This window comes from Streptomyces sp. SID5643, from assembly GCF_009872555.1.
Lineage (GTDB): Bacteria > Actinomycetota > Actinomycetes > Streptomycetales > Streptomycetaceae > Streptomyces > Streptomyces iakyrus.
Map to the genome: position 1 here is coordinate 1 of NZ_WWIC01000108.1, position 21,619 is coordinate 21,619.

The following is a 21,619-nucleotide window of genomic DNA, read 5'->3' on the forward strand; positions in this document are numbered from 1 at the left end:
CCGCAGCCGCGCGCCGACGGGGCCGACCACGTCGAGCGGGCGGGGCAGCGGCGGGGTGATCAGCACGCAGCGGTCGGGGGGGCCGTCGACCGGGACGCTCAGGTCGTCGGAGCGGACGGGCCGGTCGGGGTCGGCGGTGAACGCCGAGCCGTGGAGCAGCCGCGGCCGTTGTGCGCGTGGTGCACCGCTGGTTCCGGCGGAAACCCACAGGTCGGCTCCGCCCAGTGCCAGTGCGCCGTGGGGGCCGGGGGCGAGTGTGCCGGACAGGGCGCGGCGGGCCCAGCGCACGTACAGCTCGCCGAGGTTCAGCCGGTGGGCGGGTCCCGCGTCCGGGCCCGGCGCGGAGAGGAGACTGTGCCCCCAGGGGCCGAGGAGCAGCCGCGCCGAGGGGCCGCCCCAGTCGCGCCACAGTGCGACGGTGTCGTCGGTGAAGTGGTCGTGGTGACCGCCGACCGCGAGCAACGGCATCCCTGCGTGTGCGGCCCGCGTCACGAGGCGCCCGCGATCGTGGTGGCGCCACAGAGCCGCCCAGGAGGGCAGGCTCCGGCCCAGCCGCTCGGGCAGAGCGGTCAGCGGCAGGTGGGCGAGCAGGCCGGGGTCCGTGGCGAGGGCCTTGTCCAGGGCACCCTCGTCGGAGTCCCGCCGGTCGCCGTGGGCGGCCCACCATCCGGCGCGCGGGCGCAGCCGTTCCACGCCGGACGCCTCGCGCGCCGTCTGAGCGAGGCCGAGGGCGGGCACGGCCGCGATGACGGCGTCGGGCCGCGCGTCCCGGGGCGTGTCGAGGGCGAGGACGAGGGCGCAGTGGGCGGCGTAGGAGGCGCCGGCGGCCACCAGTCGGCCATCGCCCCAAGGCTGTTGCCGGATCCAGCGGGCGGTCGCCGCTCCGTCGGTGGCCTCGTTCGTGTAGGGGTGCCACTCCCCCGGCGACGCGAAGCGGCCCCGCACGTCCTGGACGACGGCGGCGAATCCCTGGCGGGCCCAGCCGCGGGCTTCGGCCCGGTGCCGGGCGCGGTCGTAGGGAGTGCGGACCAGGACGGCCGGGAAGGGGCCGTCGCCCGCGGGGAGTCGGACGTCGGTGGCGAGCCCGTCGACGGCCGTGCTGAACGCTGTCATCCGTCCTGCTTCGGCATCGATGCCACGTCCGGCACCGGCAGGACCGGGTGTTCGGTGACGGTCAGGGTGCGCAGGTCGACGCGGCGCAGCCGGCGTCGTGCCGGGAGGCCGGCGGTGTCGGGGGCCGCGGTGGCCCATCGGGTGAGGTCGTCGGCGAGCAGCGCCGCGAGCAGTGTGGCGGCGGGAACGGTGAGCCGGATGGGTGCACCGAGGGTGCGGGGCCCGGTCCAGTACGCGGCCAGTTCGCGGTGAGCGGGGGTGGCGGCGAGCCGGCGGGAGCGGACGTGGGCCGAGGTGACGTCTCCGGGGTCGGCGGCGACCGGCTCGACGAAGGCCTGCCAGCCCTCGCGGTGGCAGCGCAGCCAGGCGACGCCGTGCTCGGGCAGCCGGTCGGCGGCGTCCCACAGCCCGTCGGGCACGGGTCCGTCGAGGCACCACACGACGGCGGCCGGGGCCGTGGCGAGCAGGTCGGCGGCGTCGGCCGGTGGCGTGGTGCCGGCCGGAGCGGTGCGCGGGTCGGCGCCCAGGGCCGTCAGGTGCGCGGCGAGGGGTCCGGTCAGTGCCGGATCACCGATGAGCCGGATGTGCCGGCGGTCGGCCGGCCACTCGGCGGGCGGGGTGCCGTCCGCCAGGAATCCGGCCTGTTCGAACCCGCGGACGACGCGGTCGAGTTCGGGGTCCGCCCGGTGCGTGACGTCGTCGCCGGTGAGCCGGGAGAGCAGGAGCCGCTCGTCCGCTTCGCCGGTCCTGACGGTGAGGAAGTCTCCTTCGGGGGTACGGACGGCGAGACCTCGCCCGGGTACGGCGACGACCTCGGCACCGGGTACGAGTCGGCTGTGGGACACGGCGTTCCTCCTGGCGACGGGCGCGGGACGGGCGTGGGCCCGCCCAAAAGGCAACGGGCGGGCCCACGGTCGAGGGAGCTGAGCCCTCTTACTCCTCGGTGTCCTCGAAGGGGTTCTCGACGAGCGCGTTGGAGTGGGAAGCCGAGTCGTGAGCCAGCTGGCCCGGGTCGACGATCGGCGCGAAGACCTGCTCGTTGTCCATGAACTCTCCTTCATCTCAGGGAGATACGGCGTTCGGATGAGCGCCGTGATCACACGCTAATGAATCTGATTTTCATATTCAAGAGCTGCGATGGGGTGATCTGGATAACACACCGGCCACCCCCCTTCCGGATCCTCACCGACCCGGCCCGCCACCTTGAGGACCTCCGCCAGCAGCCCCGGTGTGACGACCTGCTTCGGCGTCCCGTCGGCCACCACACGGCCCTCGCGCAGGGCGACGATCCGCTCGGCGAACCGGGCCGCGTGGGCCAGGTCGTGCAGCACCATCACCACCGTGAGCCCGCGCTCCTCGCGCAGGCGCACCACGGTCTGGAGCACGTCGAGTTGGTGGTGCAGGTCCAGGTAGGTGGTCGGTTCGTCGAGCAGCAGGACGCGGGTGTCCTGGGCGAGCGCCATCGCGAGCCGCACCCGCTGCCGCTCGCCCCCCGACAGCGCGTCGACGTCCCGGTCGGCCCACTGCTCCACGCCGACATCGCGCAGGGCCCGCCGCACGACGGGGTCGTCGCCCTCGCGCAGCATGCCGAGCGGTCCGCGGGCCGCGTACCGCCCCTGACGTACGAGGTGACGCACCGTCATGACCGGTACGGCCGGGGCGGACTGGTGCAGCAGCGCCACCCTGCGTGCCGTGGCGCGCCTCGACAGCCGGGCGAGGTCGTCCGCACCGAGCAGTACGCGCCCCGCATCCGGCCGCAGCAGTCCCGCGGCCAGCCGCAGCAGGGTCGACTTGCCGCAGCCGTTCAGGCCGATGAGGGCGGTCAGTTCGCCCGGCCGGACGGTCATGTCGACGCCCCTCAGTACGGGTCGTCCGGGATAGCCGAAGTGGACCCCCTCGACGTGGATCCCCAGGGACTCGGTCATGCTCTGTCCTTCGGTCGACTTCACAACGTACGGCTCGGCGTGCGGCGCACGACGACCAGCAGCAGCGCGGCGCCCAGGCAGGCGGTGAGCGCCCCGACCGGCAACGTGAACCGGCCGGAGTCCAGGCCGGGTACCGGCAGCCGCGAGGACAACTGCGCGACGGCGTCGGCCCCGCACACCACGACCGCGCCCACCAGGGCGGCGCCGGGAAGGCTCACCCGCAGGTCCGCGCCGAAGACGGCCACGGCCAGATGCGGAACGAGCAGCCCCACGAAGCCCAGCGCCCCGACGGCGGCCACTGCGCCCGCCGTCAGCGCCACCGCGCACAGCAGGGCGAGGGTCCGCGCCGGCCGGACGGACAGGCCGGCCGTGAGGGCGATGTCGTCCCCGCAGCGCAGCAGGGTCAGCGGCCCGGCCAGCAGCCAGGCTCCGGCCCCCCAGAGGAGCGCCCACGGCCACAGCAGGTGCCAGTGCTGCCACACCCGGCCCTCGGTGGTGCCCACCAACCACTGGACGACGCTGCCGAGTTCACCCGGCTGCACCAGGAGCACCATGGCGGTGAGGCCGCCGAGCACCGCCGACACCAGCACCCCGTGCACAGCGGTCTGCGACGGGTCCCCCCGGCCGCGGCCGGCGAGCAGCCACAGCAGCGCCGCTCCGGCACACCCGCCCGTACAAGCCGCGAGGACGACGGCCAGCGGCGCGTCCCATCCGGCGAGCCCCAGAGCAGTCGCGGTGACGGCCCCGAGGACCGCACCCGGCGTCACGCCCGTCACCTCGGGCCCGGCGAGCGGGTTGCGCAGCGCCGACTGGAGGACCAGCCCCGCCATGGCCAGGCACGCGCCCGCTCCGAGGGACACCAGCAGCCTGGGCAGGCGCAGTTGGAAGAAGATGTGGCGTGCCGTAGCGTCACCGCCGCCGTTCACGACGTCCCGGACCACGCCCGGGGACATGCCGCGCCCGGCCACCAGTTCCACGCCGGCGCACACGACGGCAAGGGCCGCGAGTGCCATGAAACGCCGGGTCACCGTACGTCCTCCGTTCCGGTCGGACGGGAAAGGGACCGGCGTGTCTCGCCGGCCCCGGCTCCCTCTCGTCGAGCGTCGTCCGGGGCCCCGGCACGGGGGACGTCGTCCGCCCCGCCGGATGCAGCCGTCCATGGGCCGTGCAGCGCCTTGTGCACGGCCCGCTCCGACCGAGCGACCCGGCCGCGGCCACCCGACCGCATCAGAGCGACCCCGGCCGGCACGCCCAGCAGAGCCGTCCAGGCACCGGCCGGCGTCTCCACGGGCGCCAGCGCCAGCCGGGCCGGTACATCGGCGACCGTCACGACGGCGGCTCCCCAGGCGGCGGACCACGGAAGCCAGCGCACCGCTCCCGCCGTGGGGCTGAACCACCGGGCGAGGTGCGGGGCGAGGAAACCCACCCACGCGACGGGCCCGCACACCGCCGTGACCGGGGCGATCAGCACCACGGCGATCGCCAGCGCGGCGAGCCGCGCCCGGTGGGCGCGCACGCCCAGCGCCGCCGCGTCCTCGTCCCCCAGCCGCATCACCGACAGGACCGGCGCGCACAGCACGAGGGCGGGAACGGCGACGAGCAGCCACGGCCACAGTCCCGCGATGTCGTCCCAGGTCCGGGCGGAGAGGGAGCCGAGCAGGTAGCGGTAGATGAGCTGGAGGTCCAGCTGGTCGGCCATGACCATCAGCACGAGCAGCGCCGCCTGCAACGCGGCGGCGACCGCGGCTCCGGTCAGCAGGACGGCGGACGGGCTGCGGCCCAGCCCGGCGGCGAGCAGCGTCAGCCCGCCGCCGAGCGCGGCCCCGCCGATGGCCAGCAGGGGCTGGACGGCGGCAGGCAGGGACAGCGTCAGCACCAGCGGGGCGGCGACCCCCAGCGCGGCCCCGGACGACACACCCAGCATCTCCGGCACCGCCAGTGGATTGCGCAGTGCCTCCTGGAGCACCAGTCCGGCCGCCCCGAGACAGGCACCGGCGACGAGCGCCAGCACCAGGCGGGGGACGCGGAGTTCGGTGACGACGATCCCGGCGAGGGTGCTGTCCCCCTCCAGCACCGCACCGGCCAGCCGGTGCGGTGGGACGTAGGGGGTGCCGAGGCTCAGCGCGCAGACCGAGGAGGCCACCAGCAGCACGGCCACCAGGACGGGTTGCCACGTTCGCGCACCCCGAAAGGAGCGCCGTCCGCCGGCTGCGGGACGATCCGCAAAGGCGGGCGCCGGGGCGGGCGCCGGCAGGGGCGGCCTCACCGCAGCGCGGCCGTGGCCTCGTCGAGGACGATGCCCAGCGAACGGGTGCCGCGCCCCTTGGCCCACACCTCTGAATCGACCTCGTGGACGTCGCCGTTCTTCACTGCCGGGATCTTGCTCCAGAGGGGGTTCTCGGCCAGCTTCTCCGAGAGCTTGCCGTCCGCGTCACCGAAGCTCATCGTCTCGACGAACAGCACGTCGACGTTCCGGGCGAGGATCTCCTCCAGGCTGTAACTGCCCTCGACACCACGGGACTTCCACGGGTACCGCGCGATCTTCGGGAACAGGCTCGCGGCGACGTCGGCCTCGGGGGTGGCGACGCCGAAGTTCTCGTCACTGCCGTAGATGATGAGCGCGGTCCTGTCGCTCGGCGTCTTCTCGGCCTTGGCGAGCTTGGTGCGGAAGGCCCTCTCGGCCTTCTCTCCTTCGGCGGTGCGGCCGGTCAGGGCGGCGACGTCACGCAGGTAGCCGACGCTGTCCTCCCAGGTCTCCGGCTGCATGGGCCAGAAGGTGGTGGCGCCCTTGAGGGCCGGGGCGAGCTTGCCGTGGGTGTCCCCCAGCCCGATGACCAGGTCGGGCTTGTGAGAGAGGATCGCCTCCACCTCCGGGGCGATGAACCCCCCGGGGATGACGTCGACCTCCTTGGCCTTCTCCTCACCCAGGAAGCCGGGGTGGGAGAGCAGCGCGCTGTTGGTGGCCGTCGGGACGATGCCCAGTTCGGTCAGGATGTCGTCGCACAGCGCGAACAGGCAGACGACGCGCTCGGGTTCCTTCTTCACGGAGACCTTGACGCCCTTCGTGTCGGTCACGTCCGTCGACGCCTTGATGGGTTCGACGGTGACCTCGGTCCTCGCCGCGGGCTTGGCCTCGTCACTCGCGGGCTCGTCGGGCGACGAGCCGCAGCCGACCAGCACGGAAACCGCCAGCGCTGCGGTGATCCAACTGCGGACGAATCTCGACGGTGAGCGCAGCATCGATGCCCTCGCTTCTTCTCAGGTGCCGGGAACTCACCGAACATACATGATAATCGTTTTCATGAGACACCCTTGGGGAGGACCCATGTCCACTGCCGCACCCGTCCTGCTCGTCTCCGACCACGTGGCCGGCTCCGTCCACGTGCTGACCGTGCCGGACGGCACCGTCACGGGGCGCCTCACCGGCCGCCATCTCTCCGAGCACGCCGGGTTCCTGGCCCTGCCCGGAGGGCGGGCGGCCTGTGTCGACGACCGCCGGGGGGAACTTCTGGTCCTCGACCCCTACGGCGAGCAGCTCGTGGAACGCGCCGTCCCGGTCGCCGTGCCGGCCGAGCACCTCGCCTGCGACCCGGCCGGGCGCCGGCTGGCCGTGACCACCGGTCTGGGCAAGAACACCGAGCCGTGGTCGGACCTGCTGACGGTCGTCGACCTGGCCACCGACGAGACCGCACGCGTGCGCGTCCGGGTCGGCGAGCCGGGCGTGACGGTGCTCGGCGGCGGCGACCCGCTGGTCGTGCTGCGGCACCGGGAACCCGGGGCGCTGGCCGCACACCGGTTCGCGGATCTCCTCGCGGCCCCGCCCGGCTGCCCCGTGGTTGCGCCCCGCGAGCTCCTGCCGTTGCCCGACGACGGCCACGGCGACGCCCAATCCCCCGGCTCGGGAGATCTGTTCGTGGCCACCGGCGAGGGTGTGCACCGGGCCCGGAGGAAGGGTGACACGCTCCTGGCCGAGGCCGTGATCCCGTGGGAGGCGCCCGCCCGGGGCTGGTACCTGCGCCTCGACACCCGGCGTGCGGCGTTGTGGAGCACGCTGCGCGGCGGCGCTCCCGACCCGCTGCGGTGGCCGGAGTGGACCAACCAGGCGTGGCATCACGATCTCGGGACGGGTCACACGTCCCTCACGGAGCTCGGCCCCGGACTGGTCTTCCGCCTGGCCCTCGCCCGGAGCCACACCGCGTTCACCCGCATCCACCCCGACGGCGACGAACTGCTCCTCCTCGGCGCCGACGGCATCGTCCGCCGCTCCCCCCTGCCCGCGATGGACGGTGCTCCGCGTCGCGGCGGCACCCCCTGGGAAGGCGTGCAGCGCCGGGCCGTGGCCGCCTCACCCGGCTCCGACTGGGTCGCCGTCACCCGCGGCGGTCACGGCGAAGTCCATATCGTCGACGCGCGGACGGGCCACGAGGCGGCCCGTCCACGGTTGAGCACACCGCTGCATCACGGCGGCCACATGACCCTGCGCACCCGGACCGACGGCGCCGAGGGCGATCCCGTGGGCCGGTGACGCCGCCGCACCGGCCGACGCGCCAACTACCCTTGTCCGCACGCGGCTCGGGCGCGCTTGACCGCCGCCGTACGGGGCGACGTGCCACCTACCCCTTCTCCGCGGGCGACTCGAGGCGCGCTCCTCGCCTCAGAAGCCGGCCATGGACTTGTCGAGCACTCCGCCCAGCGCACCGTAGACGCTGCACCGCACGGAGTGGCGTGCCCTCCGCCGCAGGCTGAACCCCACGATGAACGCGACCGCGAAGAGCCCACCGAGCACGATGGCGGCGACGGGGCTGTAGACAAGGTACACGAAGCAGGCGATGCCGGCCCAGACCAGGACCGGGACGAGCGAACCACGCAACACCAGCCGGAGCGTGATCCGTTCCGAACTCGACGGGAGCACCCGCTCATGCCACAGGTGAATGTGGTTTCCGGTAGCACAGTGCTCAGGGCGCATGGAGTCATCCCAGCACGGCATGATGCTTGCGGTGAACCCCAGGAATGGCACGTCCCCCCGGCCCCGATCGCGCCGGGGCGTCTTCGGCCGACCCGATTTTCGCCTGCTCTGGGTGGGCGAAACCGTGAGTGGCCTCGGCAACAGCGTCACCGTGGTGGCCTTGCCGTTGATCGCGGTCGTCGGGCTGGACGCGGGCTCCACCGCCGTCGGCCTGCTCACGGCGGCGGTGTGGCTGCCGTGGCTGCTCGTGGGCCTCCCGGTGGGGGCATGGGTGGACCGCAGGCGCAAACGCCCCCTGATGATCGCGTGTGACCTGGCAGCCGCCGCGGCCCTGGTGAGCGTCCCGGCGGCGGCCTGGCTCGACGTGCTGGCCTTTCAGCACCTGGTCGTCGTCGCACTGGTCTGCGGCACGGCGGCGGTGTGTTTCGACACTGCCTACCACTCGTACATCCGTATCGTGCTGGACGGCCGCGACCTCCTGGAGGGCAACGCCGCGTTGCAGGGCAGCGCGGCCGCCACCCAGGTCGCCGGGCCCGGGGTGGCGGGACTCCTCGCCCAGGCACTCGGCGCGGTCACCGCGCTCGCGGCCGATGCCGTGACGTTCCTGGTTTCGGCTGTGTGCCTGCGGCGGATCGGCGTCGTCGAGCCGGACCGTGATCCCGGCGCGGAACGCACCTCTCTCCGGCGGCAGATGGCCGAAGGGCTCCGCTTCGTGGGCCGGGACCGGTACCTGCGGCCGATGGTCACCTGGGGCGCCGTGGTCAACCTGGCGCTGATGGGCTATCAGGCGGTCCAGGTCGTCTTCCTGGTCCGGACGGTCGGGCTGAACCCGGGCATGGTCGGGCTGTTGCTCACCAGCGGCAGCGCCGGCGCCATCGTCGGTGCGCTGGTGGCCACCCGGATCACCCGGCGGTTCGGCACGGCGCGGGGGCTGCTCCTCCTTCAGCTCACCACCTCGCCGTTCGTGCTCCTGCTGCCGATGACCACGGCGGGGCCGGGGCTGCTGCTGTTCGCGACGGGGGGCTTCCTCGTGGGGCTCGGCATCTCCGTGGCGAACATCGTGGTCGGCACCTTCCGGCAGACCTACTGCCCACCGCACCTGCTCGGCCGGGTCGCGGCGACCGCCATGATGATCAACCACAGCACCATCCCGCTCGGATCCCTGCTGGGTGGCGTGCTCGGCGATGTCGTCGGGTACCGGCCGGCCATGTGGATCATGACCGGGATCGTCGCGCCCTCATGGCTCATCCTCGCCATGAGCCCGATGCGCCGCATGCGTGATCTTCCGCAGGCCCAGAAGCCGGAGCTGGCAGACGTCCAGGGCTGATTCCGTGCACAGGCGCCGGTGCGGGAGGCTCCCGGCCGGGAATCCGTTTGTCCGTCGGCCTCCCACCGCACATTCTGCTGGGATGCGCTTCTCCATCAACATCCCCAACTTCGGGGACTTCGCGGACCCGCGGAACGTCGCCGAAGTCGCGGCCGCGGCCGAACAGGCCGGCTGGGACGGGCTCTTCGTCTGGGACCATGTGCTGCACCGGCATCACCAGGGGCGCCCTTTCGGAGACCCCTGGATGCTGTTGACAGCGGCCGCTTTGGCGACGTCACGCATTCGGCTGGGCACCCTGCTGACACCGGTCCCCCGTTACCGTCCGCAGCAACTCGCCCGCCAGGTGGCCACCCTGGACCACCTCAGCGGCGGCCGGGTGACCTTCGCCGCGGGTCTGGGCGGTCCGGTCGAGGACGAGTACCGCAGTTTCGGCGACACCGCGGACCCGCGCGTGCTCGCCGAGCGCCTGGACGAGGGGCTGGAGTTGCTGCGGCGCTTCTGGACCGGCGGGCCCGTGCATCACCGCGGCCGGCACTACGAGGTCGACGACGTGACGCTGCTGCCCGCCACCGTGCAGCAGCCGGGCCCACCCGTGTGGATCGGCGGGTTCTGGCCCCGCCGCCCACCCATGCGGCGGGCCGCGCGCTGGGACGGCGCGGTACCGCTCTTCGAGACGGCCCGGCACGGTCACGTACCCGATGCGGCCGAAGTCCGGGAGCTGACCGCATACCTGCGTGAGCACCGGCAGGCCGGCTCCGAGCGCCCCTTCGAGCTGGTCCTGGGCGGCGCCACACCCCCGGACGCGGCCAAGGCCAGGGACGTCATCGGCCCGCTGCGTGACGCGGGTGCCACCTGGTGGGACGAGCGGCAGATCCAGACCGGCCCCGATCTGGACCGACTGGCGCCGGTGCTGCGCCGCACGGAAGCCGGCCCACCCGTCCTCTAGGTACCCCCGGGCGGCCTCGCGGCCTCAGTCACCGAGCGCGAGAGCCAGCACCTTCCGCAGGTCCTCCGGCTCGCGGTAGTGCACACCCGTCATGCCCAGCGCGACGGCGGCCTCGATGTTCTCCAGCCGGTCGTCGACGAAGAGGCATCGCCCGACGGCGGTCTCCGCTCGCTCGGCGGCGATCTCGTAGATCTCGCGGTCGGGCTTGGCCACCCCGACCCGCGCGCTGCTCACGACATGGTGTGCGAGGTCGGAGAGCCCCAGGGATGCGAGGTCGCTCTCCAGCTCCAGGGTCGCGTTGGTCACCAGGACGAGCGGCATCTGTTCCCGTATCCGGCGAAGCATCGCGACCACCACGGCGTCAGCCCGGAAAGGCGCCTCGGCCAGCGCCGTCCCCAGCTCACGGGCCTGCGGCTCCGAGACCTCACCGACGAGGCCCCGCACGATGGTCTCGACCCACTCCTCCTTGCTCATCCTTCCGAGGAGCAGCGGCAGGTCCGTCTCGGGCGCATAGGCCACCCGTGTGGTGGTCCCCTCGGCCAGTCCGGCCAGCTGTTCCAGCCTCGCCAGTCCAGTCAGGTCATAGAACCGGATCACGTTGTCGAGGTCGCACAGCACCGCGTCGAAGGGCCTGCCGGAGGTGTTGATCAGCGTCATGGCCCCTGAATAGCACGGGGACCCTCACCGGCCGGCCGGCTCAGCGGAACCGGTGGGCGTTCTCCGCGGCCCACAGCCGAAACGGCCTGGCCGGGGAACCGGTGACCTGTACCACCGTGTCGCGCACGGCCAGCAGTTCGTCAGTGACGTCTCCGCCCGTGACGTCGAGCACCGCATCCGCGGCCTCCTCCCCGAAGACCGCGGCCATTCGGCCCCGGGCCTCCTGCCGGCTGATCTCGATGAACGGGACGTCCCGCCCGAGCACGGCCGCGATGGCCTCGGCCTGCTGCCGGGCGGTCACCGGCTCGGGGCCGGTCAGGGCGTACGTCCGCCCCCGGTGGCCCGGTTCGGTCAGAGCGGCCCGCGCAACCGACGCGACATCCGCGGGGTGGATCGTGGGCAGTCCGGTGTCCGCGTACGGCGCGCGGACCGCCACCCGGTCGCGAATCGGCCCGGCCCACATCAGCGCGTTCGAGGCGAACTGCGTCGGCCGCAGGACCGTCCAGTCCATGCCGCTGTCCTGGAGCAGCCGTTCGACGGCCAGGTTCTCACCGGCGGGGCCCAGGTGCGGATGGGTCTGGACGGTGATGGACGACACCAGCACCATGTGTTCCACACCCGCCCGCCGGGCGGCGGCGAGGATGTCGGCGTCCGGGCCCGTACGCGACGGCAGGAACAGCGAGCGCACCCCGTCCAGAGCGGGCTTCAACGTCTCCCCCTTCGCGAAGTCCCCCTCCACCGCCTCGACTTCCTCGGGGAACGCCGCCCGTGAAGCGTCACGGGTGAACGCCCTCACCGGCCCTGCACCGCATGCGAGCAACTCCTTCAGCAGCGCACTGCCGATATGCCCGGTGGCTCCGGTCACGAGGATCATGAGCACGTTCTCCCGCCGTCGAGATCACCTACGGGACACGCTAGAAGCTCAAGCGGACTTCAGGTCAAGGAGGAGCCTCCGGCAGGGAGCACCGCACGGCGGCTCGAACGGCCCCCACCCTGCCCCGGTCCGGCATAGGTTGTTCGAGGAAAGCCGAAGACCCCGGTGCCCCCGAGCGCCGCCGGCTCACCCATCGCCCCCACCGTCTGGAGACCCGGCATGACCTGGACCGAGCGCACCGTCGTCCGGGAGGGCGTCCGCATCGCCTGCCGCGACTGGGGCGGGTCGGGGCCCCCGGTCGTGCTGCTGCACGGGCTGGCCGGTCACGCGGGCGAATGGAACGCCCTCGCCAGGGATCTCAGCCCCCGCTACCGGGTCGTCGCCGTCGACCAGCGCGGGCACGGCGCGAGCGAACGCCGGCCGCGCGATGTCTCCCGCGCCGCGTACGTCGCCGACGCCGTCGCCGTCATCGGCCAACTCGGCCTGCACCGGCCGGTGCTGGCAGGTCAGTCGCTGGGCGGGCACACCGCCCTGCTCACCGCCGCGGCGCACCCCGGCCTGCTGCGCGGGCTCGTCCTCGTCGAGGCGGGTCCGGGCCGTGCCGATCCGAACGTGCAGGTGGAGATCGGCGCGATGCTCGACGCGTGGCCGACGCCGTTCCCCTCGCACCGCGCCGCCGTGGAGTTCTTCGGCGGCGGTGCGGTCGGGGAAGGCTGGGCGGGCGGGCTGGAGGAGCGCGACGGGGGCTGGTGGGCGCGCTTCGACCGTGACGTGATGATCGAAGCTCTGGCCGAGAACGCCCGGCGTTCCTTCTGGGACGAGTGGGCGAGCATCACGTGCCCGACGCTGGTCGTCCTGGGACGGTCCGGCATCGTGCCCACGCACGAGGCGGAGGCCATGCTGCAACAGCGCCCGGGGACAGTGGCCTTGAGCGTCCCCGGGGCGGGACACGACGTGCACCTGGAGCGCCCCGAGGTGCTGCATCAGGTGCTCCGGCAGTTCCTCGACGAGCTTGCCTACCAGGCCGTGTCCGCACTGCCGATGTCGTGTACGCCTACCGGTGTGCGTCGCCCGTAGGCCCCGGGAAGAAGTCGGCGCCCTGGACGTACGCCATCGCCTCGGTCCACTTCGGGTCGCCGAGGCGGCGTTCCATCTCCTCCGGGCTGACCTCCTCCACCCGCGTCTGCAGCCACCACAGGTTGCCCAGCGGGTCGCGCACCCGCCCGATCCGGTCGCCGAAGAAGAGGTGCGTCACCTCGGTCACCGACGTGCCGCCGGCCGCGACGGCCCTGCGGTGCGCGGCGTCGGCGTCCTCGACGTAGAGGCGCAGGAAGGCGGGCGTCGGCGGCCAGTCCGGCGGAGCGTCGAAGGGCATGACGACCGAGTCGCCGATCCGCACCTCCGCATGCCCGATCCGGCCGTCCTGGCCGACGACCCGCGCGATCTCCTCCGCGCCGAACGCTTCCTTCAGGTAGTCGATCAGCCCGGCCGTGTCGCGCGAGATGATCCAGGGCGTGACGGTGTGGTAGCCGTCCGGGATCGGTCGTACGGTCATCCGCTTTCCTCCCGAGTGTGTGCTGCTCCCTTGAAGGTACGGAGGGTGTAGGTCAGATCCTGTCCTAGAGGTTCCGGGGAAGGCGATGGGCGACGCCTCAGCCGGCGGGCAGTGCCTGCTCCGCCCAGATGATCTTGCCGTTGGGTATCTGACGGGTGCCCCAGCCCTGGGTGAGCTGGGCGACGAGCAGCAGCCCACGTCCGCCTTCGTCGAAGGTGCGGGCCCGGCGCAGGTGGGGCGCGGTCGTGCTGCCGTCGGAGACTTCGCAGATGAGGGTGCGGTCGTAGATCAGTCTGAGCTCGACGGGCGGGCGGCCGTACCGGATGGCGTTGGTCACCAGTTCGCTGACGACCAGCTCGGTGACGAACGCGGCCTCGTCCAAGCCCCATTCGGACAGTTGCCGGCAGGCGGCTTTGCGCATGTCGGCGACCGCGGCGGGGTCCGGCGTCACCGGCCAGGTCGCCACATGGGACGCGTCGAGGGCCCGTGTCCTCGCCACGAGGAGCGCCACGTCGTCGGAGGGGCGGTCCGCGAGGAGGGTGCTCAGCAGGTCGTCACACGTGGCCTCCAGATCATGCGCCGGCCGCCCCAGCACCGCGCGCATGGCGGCCATGCCCTCGTCGATGTCACGGCCGCGGTTCTCCACCAGCCCGTCCGTGTAAAGGACGAGGAGACTGCCCTCGGCGAGCTCCAGCTCGGTCGATTCGAAGGGCAGGCCGCCCAGCCCGAGAGGTGGCCCCGCCGGCACCTGGACGAACTCGACGGTGCCGTCGGGCCTCACCAGAGCGGGCACGGGGTGGCCGGCCCGCGCGACGGTGCAGTGCCCGGAGACCGGGTCGTAGACGGCGTACAGACAGGTGGCACCGATGTCGCCGTCGAGCGGTGCCATGGTGTCGGCCCCGCCGGCCAGGCGGTTGACGAGGTCGTCGAGGTGGGTCAGCAACTCGTCGGGAGGCAGGTCGACATCCGCCAGGGTGCGTACGGCGGTGCGCAGCCGCCCCATGGTCGCCGAGGCCTGGATGCCGTGGCCCACGACGTCACCGACGACCAGGGCGACCCGGGCACCGGCGAGCGGTATGACGTCGAACCAGTCGCCGCCCACCCCGGCCCGGGCGCTGGCGGGCAGGTAGCGGGAGGCGACGTCCAGGGCCGCCTGCTCGGGCAGTTGCTGCGGCAGAAGACTGTTCTGCAAGGTGAGGGAGGTGTCACGCTCGCGGGTGTAGCGCCGCGCGTTGTCGATGCAGACGGCGGCGCGGGCGGTGATCTCCTGGCCCAGCAGCAGGTCGTCCTGCTCGAAGCGCTGGGGCCGCCGATGGCGGGAGAACGTGGCCACGCCCAGGGTGAGACCACGTGCGCGCATGGGTACCGCCAGGACCGAGTGGAACCCGAACTGCCGCATGCGTGCGGCCCGTTGCGGGGCCGTGCGGTCGAGGTCGGCCAGTGCGGCGGGGGTGATGTGCTCGATGACCGGCCGCCCTTCCGCCAGGCAGCGGGCCGCTGTGGAACGCTCCGGGTAGTTCGCCACCGTCCCGTGCGGCACCACGGCTTCGGGGCAGCCCTCCAGAACGGACTGGGAGGCGACCCGGCGCATCATCACCGGACCGTGCGGAGGGCCCTCCGGCGGGTCCTCGCCCCCTTCGATCGACGGCAGGAGATCGACCGTGACGAAGTCCGCGAACCGGGGGACGGCCACGTCGGCGAGTTCCTGGGCGGTCCGGGGCAGGTCCAGCGTGCTGCCGATCCGCCGGCTGGCGTCGTCGACCAGGACCAGCCGCTGCCGCGAGAGGTACTGCTCCGTCACATCGTGCGCCGACAGCAGGACGCCTTCGAGCCGCCCGCCGGAGTCGCGCACGGGCACCAGGGAGACCGACCACACGCTCTCCCGCTCATGCCCGGCGAGGTGGAGCGCGGCTCCGAGCTCCTGGGGCCGACCTGTCCGCAGGGCGGTGCGCATGCCCTCCTCGGCCCGCTCGCTCTCCGGGTCGAGGACGATCTCCGTCACCCGAAGGCCGCGCATCTCCGCCTCGGACAAGCCCATCACACGTTCCATGTCCCCGTTCGCCCAGCGCAACCGCAGGCCGGTGTCGTACAGGGCCAGGGCGTAGGGAGCCTGCGCGAAGCTGCGCCGCACGAACGCGTCGTCCTGCGGCGTGGGTGCCTGCCGGGTCACCGGGGCCACCAGGAGCCAGTCCTCGCCTCCGGCGCTCTCCCGGCGGTGGGCCAGCAGTCCGACCGTGAGCCGGTGGCCGTCCCGGTGCAGCAGGGTGGCCGTCCCGCTCCACCTTCGCAGGCCGGTCAGCGCGTCCGGTGCGTGAAGGGGAGCGGCGTCGGCGAGAAGCCGGGCACCACTCGTGCCGATCACTTCCGGGGCCCGGTATCCGAGCAGTCTCCCGGCCCCTTCGTTCCACGCGGTCACGACACCGTGACCATCGACGACGGCCCTGGCCGTGGCCGCCTCGTCGACCCGTTCCCGCGACCCGCCGCCCGACGGGTCCCCGTCCCGGGCGGACGCGGATCCGATCATGACCTCATCCCGCCTCACTCCCGCCTGGCGCCGTCTGCCGGGGAGCGCCCTGAACCCGAGGTGCGCCACACCCTCACTTTTTACGACACTAGACATCAAGAGTGACAGATGTGCGCGAACAGGTCCTCATGGCGGGACGGCGGGCCTCGTGGCAGACCGGCGGTCCTCACGGCAGGGCGGCGGCACGGTCCCGGACGGAGGGTGGCACCCATGGCTGTCATCGGTGAGAGGTGGCCGGACCGGACCGAGTGGGCCGGGAAGATCTTCAGCTCGGGCTGGCGCGCGCCCGGAGGAGGCACCCGTCAGGTGATCGAACCGGCCACCGGGGACACCCTGGCCGAGGTCGGCATCGCGTCGCCCGAGGACGTCGCCCGGGCCGGAGCACGGGCCGCCGCGGCTGCCGGGGAGTGGGCCGCGGCTGCTCCCTCTGACCGTGCCGGGGTGCTGCTCAGGGCGTCCGGCATCCTGCGGGAACGCGGCGACAGCTTCCGCGAGTGGATCGTCCGGGAGTCGGCCGGCGTCCCCGCCAAGGGCGACTACGAGATCGCCGCCGCCCTCGCCCAGCTGACCCACGCCGTCGGGCTCGCCTCGCTGCCCCGGGGAGAGGTTCTGGAGCCGCAGGCCCCGGGTGGCACGAGCCTGGCGTGGCGGGTGCCGCTCGGCGTGGTCGGTGTCATCAATCCCTGGAACGCTCCGCTCCTGTTCGCGGTGCGCGCGCTGGCCCCCGCGCTCGCGCTGGGCAACACCGTGCTGCTCAAGCCCGACCCGCTCACGCCGGTGTCCGGGGGTGTCCTCGTCGCCCGGCTCTTCGAGGACGCGGGCCTGCCCGAGGGGGTGCTGCACGTCCTGCCGGGCGGCGCCGGAACCGGGCAGGCTGTCGCGGCGGACCCCCACGTCGCCATGATCGCGTTCACCGGTTCCACCGCGGCCGGGCGGGCCGTGGCCCGGGTGGCGGGTGAGGGGCTGAAACGGGTCCTGCTCGAACTCGGCGGGAAGAACTCGCTCGTCGTGCTCGAGGACGCGGACGTGGAGGCCGCCGCGTTCGCCGGAGCGGTGAGCTCCTTCGGATACCAGGGGCAGGCGTGCGTCGCCGCCGGCCGCCACCTGGTCCACGCCGATCTGGCCGAGGCGTACACCGAGGCGCTGGTCCGACACGCGCTGGCCATGCGTGTGGGCGACCCCCGCGAGGAGGGCGTCGGCATCGGGCCGGTCATCAGCGAGGGGCAGGCCACCCGGGTCGAGCGCATCGTCGACGAGAGCGTGGCGGCCGGGGCGCGGGTGCTCACGGGCGGCCGACGCGAGGGACTGTTCTACCCGCCCACCGTCCTGGACCACGTCGACCGGGCCATGCCCGCGTACACGGAGGAGATCTTCGGTCCCGTCGCTCCCGTCCTGCCCTTCCGCAGCGAGGCGGAGGCGGTCGAGATCGCCAACGACACCGCGTACGGTCTTGCGGCCGCCGTGCACTCCGGCTCCGTGCCGAGGGCCACCGCTGTGGCCGAGCGGCTGCGCACCGGCATGGTCCACATCAACGACGTCTGTGCCAAGGACGCGGCGAACGCCCCCTTCGGAGGCATGGGTGTCTCCGGCAACGGCTCCCGTATCGGCGGCACGGCCAGCCTGGAGCAGTTCACCCAGTGGCGCTGGATGACGGCGCCGGGACCGTCGTGACCCCGGGCGCGGTCCGCCACGCGGCATATCCGCCGGTCGCCCACGCGGGAACGGACCGGGGCCCCTCCACGAGGAAGGAGTGCCGCCATGACGAAGCCGGTGGTGGTGGGAGTCGACGGTTCACCGTCGAGTCTGGACGCGGTGGGGGCGGCGAGCCATGAGGCCGCGATCCGTGGTGCGGAGCTGCGGCTGGTGCATGCCTTCGGGCGGTCGTCCTCGCGCCTGCCGGCCGGCGGCAGCGGGCCCCCGTGGAATCCGGCCGGGGCAGGGGTGCGGGAACTGCTCGACGGCACGCTGGCGGCAGCCGAGCGGCGAGCCCACGACGTGGCACCCCAGGTGGACATCGCCCGTGACGTCACCGTGGGCGAGCCCCTGGTGGTGCTGGAAATCGCCTCACGCACGGCCTCGCTCGTGGTGGTCGGCAGCCGCGGCCTGGGCGCGTTCAGCAGCCTGCTGCTGGGCTCCGTGTCCGGGCACCTCGCCGCACACGGCCGCTGTCCCGTGCTGGTGGTGCGGGGGCGCCCCGACCCGGCGGGCCCCGTCCTGCTGGCGGTCGACGACTCACCCGCCTCCGAGGAAGCCGTACGTTTCGCCTTCGCCGAGGCGTCCCTGCGCGGCGCGGACCTCACGGCGCTGCACGCGTGCCGGACAGGGAGTCCGGATGTCTACGACGGCCCGGCCGATCCCCCCTTCGTCACCTATGACGAGACACACCTGCGGGAGCACGCCGAGCGCGTCCTCGACGCGGCGCTCGCCGGTCCCGGTGCGAGGCACCCGGACGTCACGGTGGTGCGCAGGCCGGTGGCCGGCCGGGTGCGGCACACCCTCATCGAAGCGAGCGCGAACGCGCAGCTGCTCGTCGTCGGAGCACGCGGGCGGGGCGGCTTCAGGGGCCTGCTGCTGGGGTCGGTCAGCCAGGCCGTCCTGCACCATGCGCGGTGCCCGGTCGCGGTGGTCCGTCACCGGGACGAGGGCCCGGCGGCGGACGGCAACGAGGGGGATCCCCCGTAGACTGCAACGGGAAGCCGCGCCCGCGAGCGCGTGATGACGGTGGACATCGACTTCACGGCCTTCTTCGACACCACGCCGAGCCCGTACCTGGTTCTGGACACGGACCTGGTGATCCGTTACGTCAACCCGGCCTACCTGCAGACCACCGGCCGGGCGAGCCGCGACCTGATCGGCAAGCGGTACTTCGACGCCCTGCCACCGCGCCCCGGCTTCCCCAACGACCCGCAACGGGACGTGAAGACGTCCTTGTGCCGGGCCCTGGACACCGGGAAGCCGGACGTCCTGGTGCTCCAGCGCTACGACATCCCCGCCCCCGGCCGGCGGGGCGGGTTCGAGGAGCGGTGGTGGTCGAAGATCCACACTCCGCTTCCCGGTCCGGACGGCACGGTGAAGTGGATCGTCCAGCGGGCCGAGGACGTCACCGCCTTCTTCCGCTCGGGCCGGGCCGGACAGCTCGGGGAGGAGTTCACCACGCGGGAGAAGGGCCTGGCCGCCGAGCTGTACGCGCGCACCGACGAACTGCACCGGCTGAACCGGGAGCTGCTCCAGGCCCACGCCCGGGAACGGCAGGTCGCTGTGACGCTGCAGGAGGCCATGCTCTCCGTCCCCGATCTGAGCCACCACGACAACATCGCCGTGCGGTACCTGCCGGCGACGACCTCGTTGAACGTCTGCGGCGACTGGTACGACGTCGTCGACCTTCCGCCCGACCGTTATGCCGCGGCCGTCGGGGACGTCGTCGGCCACGGACTGCACGCAGCGGCGGTCATGGGCATGTTGCGCAGCGCCCTGAGCGCCGTCATCCGGGCCATTCCCAGCCCCGCGCAAGCGCTGGAGGTCCTCGGCCTGTACGCCAGGTCCGTGGACGGCGCGATGGCGGCGACGGCGGTCAAGGTGCTCATCGACACCCGCAGCAGGCTGATCATCTACAGCAACGCCGGGCACCCACCGCCCGTCCTGCTGCACCGCCGGGACGGGACGTGCGAGCTGCTCGACAGGGCCACCGACCCGCCACTCGGCGCACGCGAGCACCATGTCCCCCGCCCCCAGGCCGGCCTCACCTACACGCCGGGCGATACCCTCGTGCTCTACACCGACGGGCTCATCGAACGGCGCGACGAGGACATCGACGCCGGTCTGGCCCGGCTGACCACGGCTCTGCGCGCGGACCGCACGCTGCTGCCCGACCAGCTGGCCGACGGCCTGCTGGCCCGCCTGGACGTCACCGAAGGTGCCCCGGACGACATCGCCCTGATCGTGATCCGCTTGTAGTCCGGTGCGAGGGCCCGTCCGCTGCACGGCTCGTGGTGCGGGACGGGCCTGGTCGGTTCGGGTCACCGATGGTCACATTCGGGTTCCTCCACGGTCCGGGACGGTCCTGAACACGCCATTCCGTGGTGCAGTCAGGTCATGGCCTCACCGTCCACGGATGACCAGGAATCCTCGACGCCGTCCCGGCGCGAACGCCCCTCCCTGCTCACCGACATCGCCGTCGCCCTGCTGCTCCTGGTCGCGGACGCCGTCATCGTCGTCGTCGCCGGGCTGCTGCTCCTCGCGGTCGGCCTGGGAACGGCACCGTCACCACGCTCCTCCGCCACCCCTCGCACCCGCGAGACCCCGGCTGCGACCTGGCTCATCGTCTGGGGCGCTCCGGCCCTGGCGGCGGCCGGCGCCTTCGTGCACGCCCGTCTGAGGATGCCCGTCACCGCCGTCGTGCAGGGCCTGTTCACCCTCGCCTGCCTCGTCCTGGCCGTTGCATGGACGCGCATGCTGCTGTCGTGACGCCGGGGCTCCCCGCACCCGGCGGTCCCCCCGCGCCGGCGCGGGGGAAGGGCCGCTTCGACCTCCCCAGGTGTCGCAGCCCTTCCCCGTCCAGCGGCAAGCGGATACCCCCGAATACGGATCCCACGCCTCCCTCCCCCCCCGGCGCCGGACCAAGATCGATTGTCAGTGGTGGGTGAGAAGGTAAAAACATCCAACCGGGACACCGGAACGAGGGGGAGTTGTGATGTCCGGAAGCCAGAACTACATCAATCACGTCGCTCTAGTGCTCGATGCCAGCTCGTCCATGTCGCACCTGAGCCACAAGGTCGTCGAGGTCGCCGACCAGCAGATCGCGTATCTGGCCCGCCGGTCCAAGGAACTGGACCAGGAAACCCGTGTCACGGTGTACGTCTTCGCCGACAAGGTGCAGTGCGTCATCTACGACAAGGACGTGCTGCGCATGCCGTCGCTGAAGCAGCTGTACCGGACGGGCGGCATGACGGCCCTCCTGGCAGCCGCGCTGAAGTCACAGCACGAGCTCGCTCAGACGGCCCAGCTGTACGGCGACCACAGCTTCCTGACGTTCGTGCTGACCGACGGGCAGGAGAACGCCAGTCACCGTAGCCCTGACGCCCCGGCCAGGGATCCGCAGGAGCTGGTGAAGGCCGTGGCCCGGATGATCGAGACCCAGCAGGACAACTGGACGCTGGCCGTCCTGGTGCCGGACCAGATGGGCAAGCGCGAGGCCATGCAGTGCGGATTCCCCAGGGACAACATCGCCATCTGGGACGCCACGAGCACGCAGGGTCTGGAGGAGGCCGGGCAGGTCATCCGGCAGGCCACCGAGAATTTCATGATGGGCCGCACCCAGGGCATCCGGGGATCGCGGGCGGTGTTCTCCACCGGCGCGGAAGCGGTCAACAAGGACACCATCAAGGCGGCCGGCCTCACGCCGGTCGATCCGTCGGCGTTCCAGCTGATACCGGTGGCCCGCGACGCGGCCATCAGGGAGTGGGTCATCGAGTGCGGGCACACCTACCGGACCGGTGCGGCGTTCTACCAGCTGAGCAAGTCGGAGAAGATCCAGGCGCGGAAGCAGATCGCGGTGCTGGAGAAGAAGACGGACCGCGTGTACACGGGGCCGGCGGCGCGAAGCCTGCTCGGCCTGCCCGACGCGGAAGCCCGCGTCAAGCCGGACCACAATGACGACTTCACCATCTTCGTGCAGAGCACCAGCGTCAACCGGAAGCTCGTACCGAACACGCGGCTGCTGCTGATGCTCTGAC

At 72.7% G+C, this 21,619-nt stretch carries 21 protein-coding genes; 9 read left to right on the forward strand and 12 right to left on the reverse strand.

From position 1 onward, the window contains the following. The 7 genes from GTY56_RS13750 to GTY56_RS13775 all read right to left on the reverse strand — a co-directional run. Nucleotides 1–1,113, reverse strand: a 1,113-nt coding sequence (locus GTY56_RS13750; protein ID WP_161365635.1) for a CocE/NonD family hydrolase, incomplete at its 3' end; no start/stop codon positions are given. Next, nucleotides 1,110–1,958: a hypothetical protein gene (locus tag GTY56_RS13755; protein WP_161365636.1), complete on the reverse strand. Its 849-nt coding sequence runs from the start codon at nt 1,956–1,958 to the stop codon at nt 1,110–1,112. The genes GTY56_RS13750 and GTY56_RS13755, both read right to left, overlap by 4 nt. Before the next feature lie 88 nt (nt 1,959–2,046). Next, nucleotides 2,047–2,160: a streptamidine family RiPP gene (gene amiA, locus GTY56_RS41140; protein ID WP_244310224.1), complete on the reverse strand. Its 114-nt coding sequence runs from the start codon at nt 2,158–2,160 to the stop codon at nt 2,047–2,049. Nucleotides 2,161–2,216: 56 nt separating this feature from the next. Continuing rightward, nucleotides 2,217–3,038, reverse strand: a complete 822-nt coding sequence (locus GTY56_RS13760; RefSeq protein WP_161365637.1) for an ABC transporter ATP-binding protein — start codon at nt 3,036–3,038, stop codon at nt 2,217–2,219. Between the two features lie 20 nt (nt 3,039–3,058). Further along, nucleotides 3,059–4,051 (reverse strand): FecCD family ABC transporter permease, encoded by a 993-nt coding sequence (locus GTY56_RS13765; protein ID WP_202510133.1) that lies wholly within the window; start codon nt 4,049–4,051, stop codon nt 3,059–3,061. Between the two features lie 11 nt (nt 4,052–4,062). Next, nucleotides 4,063–5,187, reverse strand: coding sequence for a FecCD family ABC transporter permease (locus GTY56_RS13770; protein ID WP_524540102.1), 1,125 nt, complete (start codon nt 5,185–5,187; stop codon nt 4,063–4,065). Between the two features lie 113 nt (nt 5,188–5,300). Next, a complete protein-coding gene (locus GTY56_RS13775) occupies nt 5,301–6,278 on the reverse strand; it encodes an ABC transporter substrate-binding protein (protein ID WP_202510131.1) in 978 nt (325 codons plus the stop codon). An 85-nt stretch (nt 6,279–6,363) separates the two neighbouring features. Between GTY56_RS13775 and GTY56_RS13780 the strand changes: the two genes are divergently transcribed. Then, on the forward strand, nt 6,364–7,563 hold the full coding sequence (locus GTY56_RS13780; protein ID WP_161365639.1) for a YncE family protein: 1,200 nt from the start codon (nt 6,364–6,366) through the stop codon (nt 7,561–7,563). Nucleotides 7,564–7,692: 129 nt separating this feature from the next. On the opposite strand, the gene GTY56_RS13785 is transcribed toward GTY56_RS13780, so the two are convergent. After that, nucleotides 7,693–7,911: a hypothetical protein gene (locus GTY56_RS13785; RefSeq protein ID WP_346345483.1), complete on the reverse strand. Its 219-nt coding sequence runs from the start codon at nt 7,909–7,911 to the stop codon at nt 7,693–7,695. A 115-nt stretch (nt 7,912–8,026) separates the two neighbouring features. Between GTY56_RS13785 and GTY56_RS13790 the strand changes: the two genes are divergently transcribed. Together GTY56_RS13790 and GTY56_RS13795 are read left to right on the forward strand one after the other, a co-directional pair. After that, nucleotides 8,027–9,331 (forward strand): MFS transporter, encoded by a 1,305-nt coding sequence (locus GTY56_RS13790; protein ID WP_161365668.1) that lies wholly within the window; start codon nt 8,027–8,029, stop codon nt 9,329–9,331. Between the two features lie 82 nt (nt 9,332–9,413). After that, entirely contained in the window at nt 9,414–10,277 is an 864-nt protein-coding gene (locus GTY56_RS13795; protein ID WP_161365641.1) for an LLM class flavin-dependent oxidoreductase, read from the forward strand. Between the two features lie 24 nt (nt 10,278–10,301). Here GTY56_RS13795 and GTY56_RS13800 read toward each other — a convergent pair whose 3' ends face one another. Together GTY56_RS13800 and GTY56_RS13805 are read right to left on the reverse strand one after the other, a co-directional pair. Next, nucleotides 10,302–10,934 carry an HAD family hydrolase gene (locus tag GTY56_RS13800; protein WP_161365642.1) on the reverse strand — a complete coding sequence of 211 codons (633 nt, stop codon included), beginning with the start codon at nt 10,932–10,934 and terminating at the stop codon, nt 10,302–10,304. A 40-nt stretch (nt 10,935–10,974) separates the two neighbouring features. Further along, complete coding sequence (locus GTY56_RS13805; RefSeq protein ID WP_161365643.1) at nt 10,975–11,808, reverse strand: SDR family oxidoreductase; 834 nt, start codon at nt 11,806–11,808, stop codon at nt 10,975–10,977. A gap of 219 nt (nt 11,809–12,027) precedes the next feature. Here GTY56_RS13805 and GTY56_RS13810 point away from each other — a divergent pair, with 219 nt between their 5' ends. Beyond that, on the forward strand, nt 12,028–12,885 hold the full coding sequence (locus tag GTY56_RS13810; RefSeq protein WP_161365644.1) for an alpha/beta fold hydrolase: 858 nt from the start codon (nt 12,028–12,030) through the stop codon (nt 12,883–12,885). On the opposite strand, the gene GTY56_RS13815 is transcribed toward GTY56_RS13810, so the two are convergent. Together GTY56_RS13815 and GTY56_RS13820 are read right to left on the reverse strand one after the other, a co-directional pair. Next, entirely contained in the window at nt 12,863–13,363 is a 501-nt protein-coding gene (locus tag GTY56_RS13815) for a VOC family protein (protein ID WP_161365645.1), read from the reverse strand. The two genes, GTY56_RS13810 and GTY56_RS13815, sit on opposite strands and share 23 nt — an antisense overlap. Before the next feature lie 97 nt (nt 13,364–13,460). Next, nucleotides 13,461–15,887: a SpoIIE family protein phosphatase gene (locus GTY56_RS13820; protein ID WP_161365646.1), complete on the reverse strand. Its 2,427-nt coding sequence runs from the start codon at nt 15,885–15,887 to the stop codon at nt 13,461–13,463. A 210-nt stretch (nt 15,888–16,097) separates the two neighbouring features. Here GTY56_RS13820 and GTY56_RS13825 point away from each other — a divergent pair, with 210 nt between their 5' ends. From GTY56_RS13825 to GTY56_RS13845, 5 genes are all read left to right on the forward strand, one after another. After that, the gene (locus GTY56_RS13825) at nt 16,098–17,558 is read left to right on the forward strand and encodes an aldehyde dehydrogenase family protein (protein WP_161365647.1); all 1,461 of its coding nucleotides are present in this window, start codon (nt 16,098–16,100) and stop codon (nt 17,556–17,558) included. An 87-nt stretch (nt 17,559–17,645) separates the two neighbouring features. Then, a complete protein-coding gene (locus tag GTY56_RS13830; RefSeq protein WP_161365648.1) occupies nt 17,646–18,569 on the forward strand; it encodes a universal stress protein in 924 nt (307 codons plus the stop codon). Between the two features lie 33 nt (nt 18,570–18,602). Next, entirely contained in the window at nt 18,603–19,841 is a 1,239-nt protein-coding gene (locus tag GTY56_RS13835) for a SpoIIE family protein phosphatase (protein WP_161365649.1), read from the forward strand. Nucleotides 19,842–19,979: 138 nt separating this feature from the next. Beyond that, the gene (locus GTY56_RS13840) at nt 19,980–20,351 is read left to right on the forward strand and encodes a hypothetical protein (RefSeq protein ID WP_161365650.1); all 372 of its coding nucleotides are present in this window, start codon (nt 19,980–19,982) and stop codon (nt 20,349–20,351) included. A 226-nt stretch (nt 20,352–20,577) separates the two neighbouring features. Next, nucleotides 20,578–21,618, forward strand: a complete 1,041-nt coding sequence (locus tag GTY56_RS13845; RefSeq protein ID WP_161365651.1) for a vWA domain-containing protein — start codon at nt 20,578–20,580, stop codon at nt 21,616–21,618. The last annotated feature ends 1 nt before the right edge of the window (nt 21,619 follow it).

Bases quoted from the DNA above. Each gene is read 5' to 3' on its own strand.
- amiA (WP_244310224.1), bottom strand. From the start codon at position 2,160: ATGGACAACGAGCAGGTCTTCGCGCCGATCGTCGACCCGGGCCAGCTG.
- GTY56_RS13760 (WP_161365637.1), bottom strand. From the start codon at position 3,038: ATGACCGAGTCCCTGGGGATCCACGTCGAGGGGGTCCACTTCGGCTAT.
- GTY56_RS13765 (WP_202510133.1), bottom strand. From the start codon at position 4,051: ATGGCACTCGCGGCCCTTGCCGTCGTGTGCGCCGGCGTGGAACTGGTG.
- GTY56_RS13775 (WP_202510131.1), bottom strand. From the start codon at position 6,278: ATGCTGCGCTCACCGTCGAGATTCGTCCGCAGTTGGATCACCGCAGCG.
- GTY56_RS13780 (WP_161365639.1), top strand. From the start codon at position 6,364: ATGTCCACTGCCGCACCCGTCCTGCTCGTCTCCGACCACGTGGCCGGC.
- GTY56_RS13790 (WP_161365668.1), top strand. From the start codon at position 8,027: ATGCTTGCGGTGAACCCCAGGAATGGCACGTCCCCCCGGCCCCGATCG.
- GTY56_RS13795 (WP_161365641.1), top strand. From the start codon at position 9,414: ATGCGCTTCTCCATCAACATCCCCAACTTCGGGGACTTCGCGGACCCG.
- GTY56_RS13800 (WP_161365642.1), bottom strand. From the start codon at position 10,934: ATGACGCTGATCAACACCTCCGGCAGGCCCTTCGACGCGGTGCTGTGC.
- GTY56_RS13805 (WP_161365643.1), bottom strand. From the start codon at position 11,808: ATGATCCTCGTGACCGGAGCCACCGGGCATATCGGCAGTGCGCTGCTG.
- GTY56_RS13810 (WP_161365644.1), top strand. From the start codon at position 12,028: ATGACCTGGACCGAGCGCACCGTCGTCCGGGAGGGCGTCCGCATCGCC.
- GTY56_RS13815 (WP_161365645.1), bottom strand. From the start codon at position 13,363: ATGACCGTACGACCGATCCCGGACGGCTACCACACCGTCACGCCCTGG.
- GTY56_RS13820 (WP_161365646.1), bottom strand. From the start codon at position 15,887: ATGATCGGATCCGCGTCCGCCCGGGACGGGGACCCGTCGGGCGGCGGG.
- GTY56_RS13825 (WP_161365647.1), top strand. From the start codon at position 16,098: ATGGCTGTCATCGGTGAGAGGTGGCCGGACCGGACCGAGTGGGCCGGG.
- GTY56_RS13830 (WP_161365648.1), top strand. From the start codon at position 17,646: ATGACGAAGCCGGTGGTGGTGGGAGTCGACGGTTCACCGTCGAGTCTG.
- GTY56_RS13835 (WP_161365649.1), top strand. From the start codon at position 18,603: ATGACGGTGGACATCGACTTCACGGCCTTCTTCGACACCACGCCGAGC.
- GTY56_RS13840 (WP_161365650.1), top strand. From the start codon at position 19,980: ATGGCCTCACCGTCCACGGATGACCAGGAATCCTCGACGCCGTCCCGG.
- GTY56_RS13845 (WP_161365651.1), top strand. From the start codon at position 20,578: ATGTCCGGAAGCCAGAACTACATCAATCACGTCGCTCTAGTGCTCGAT.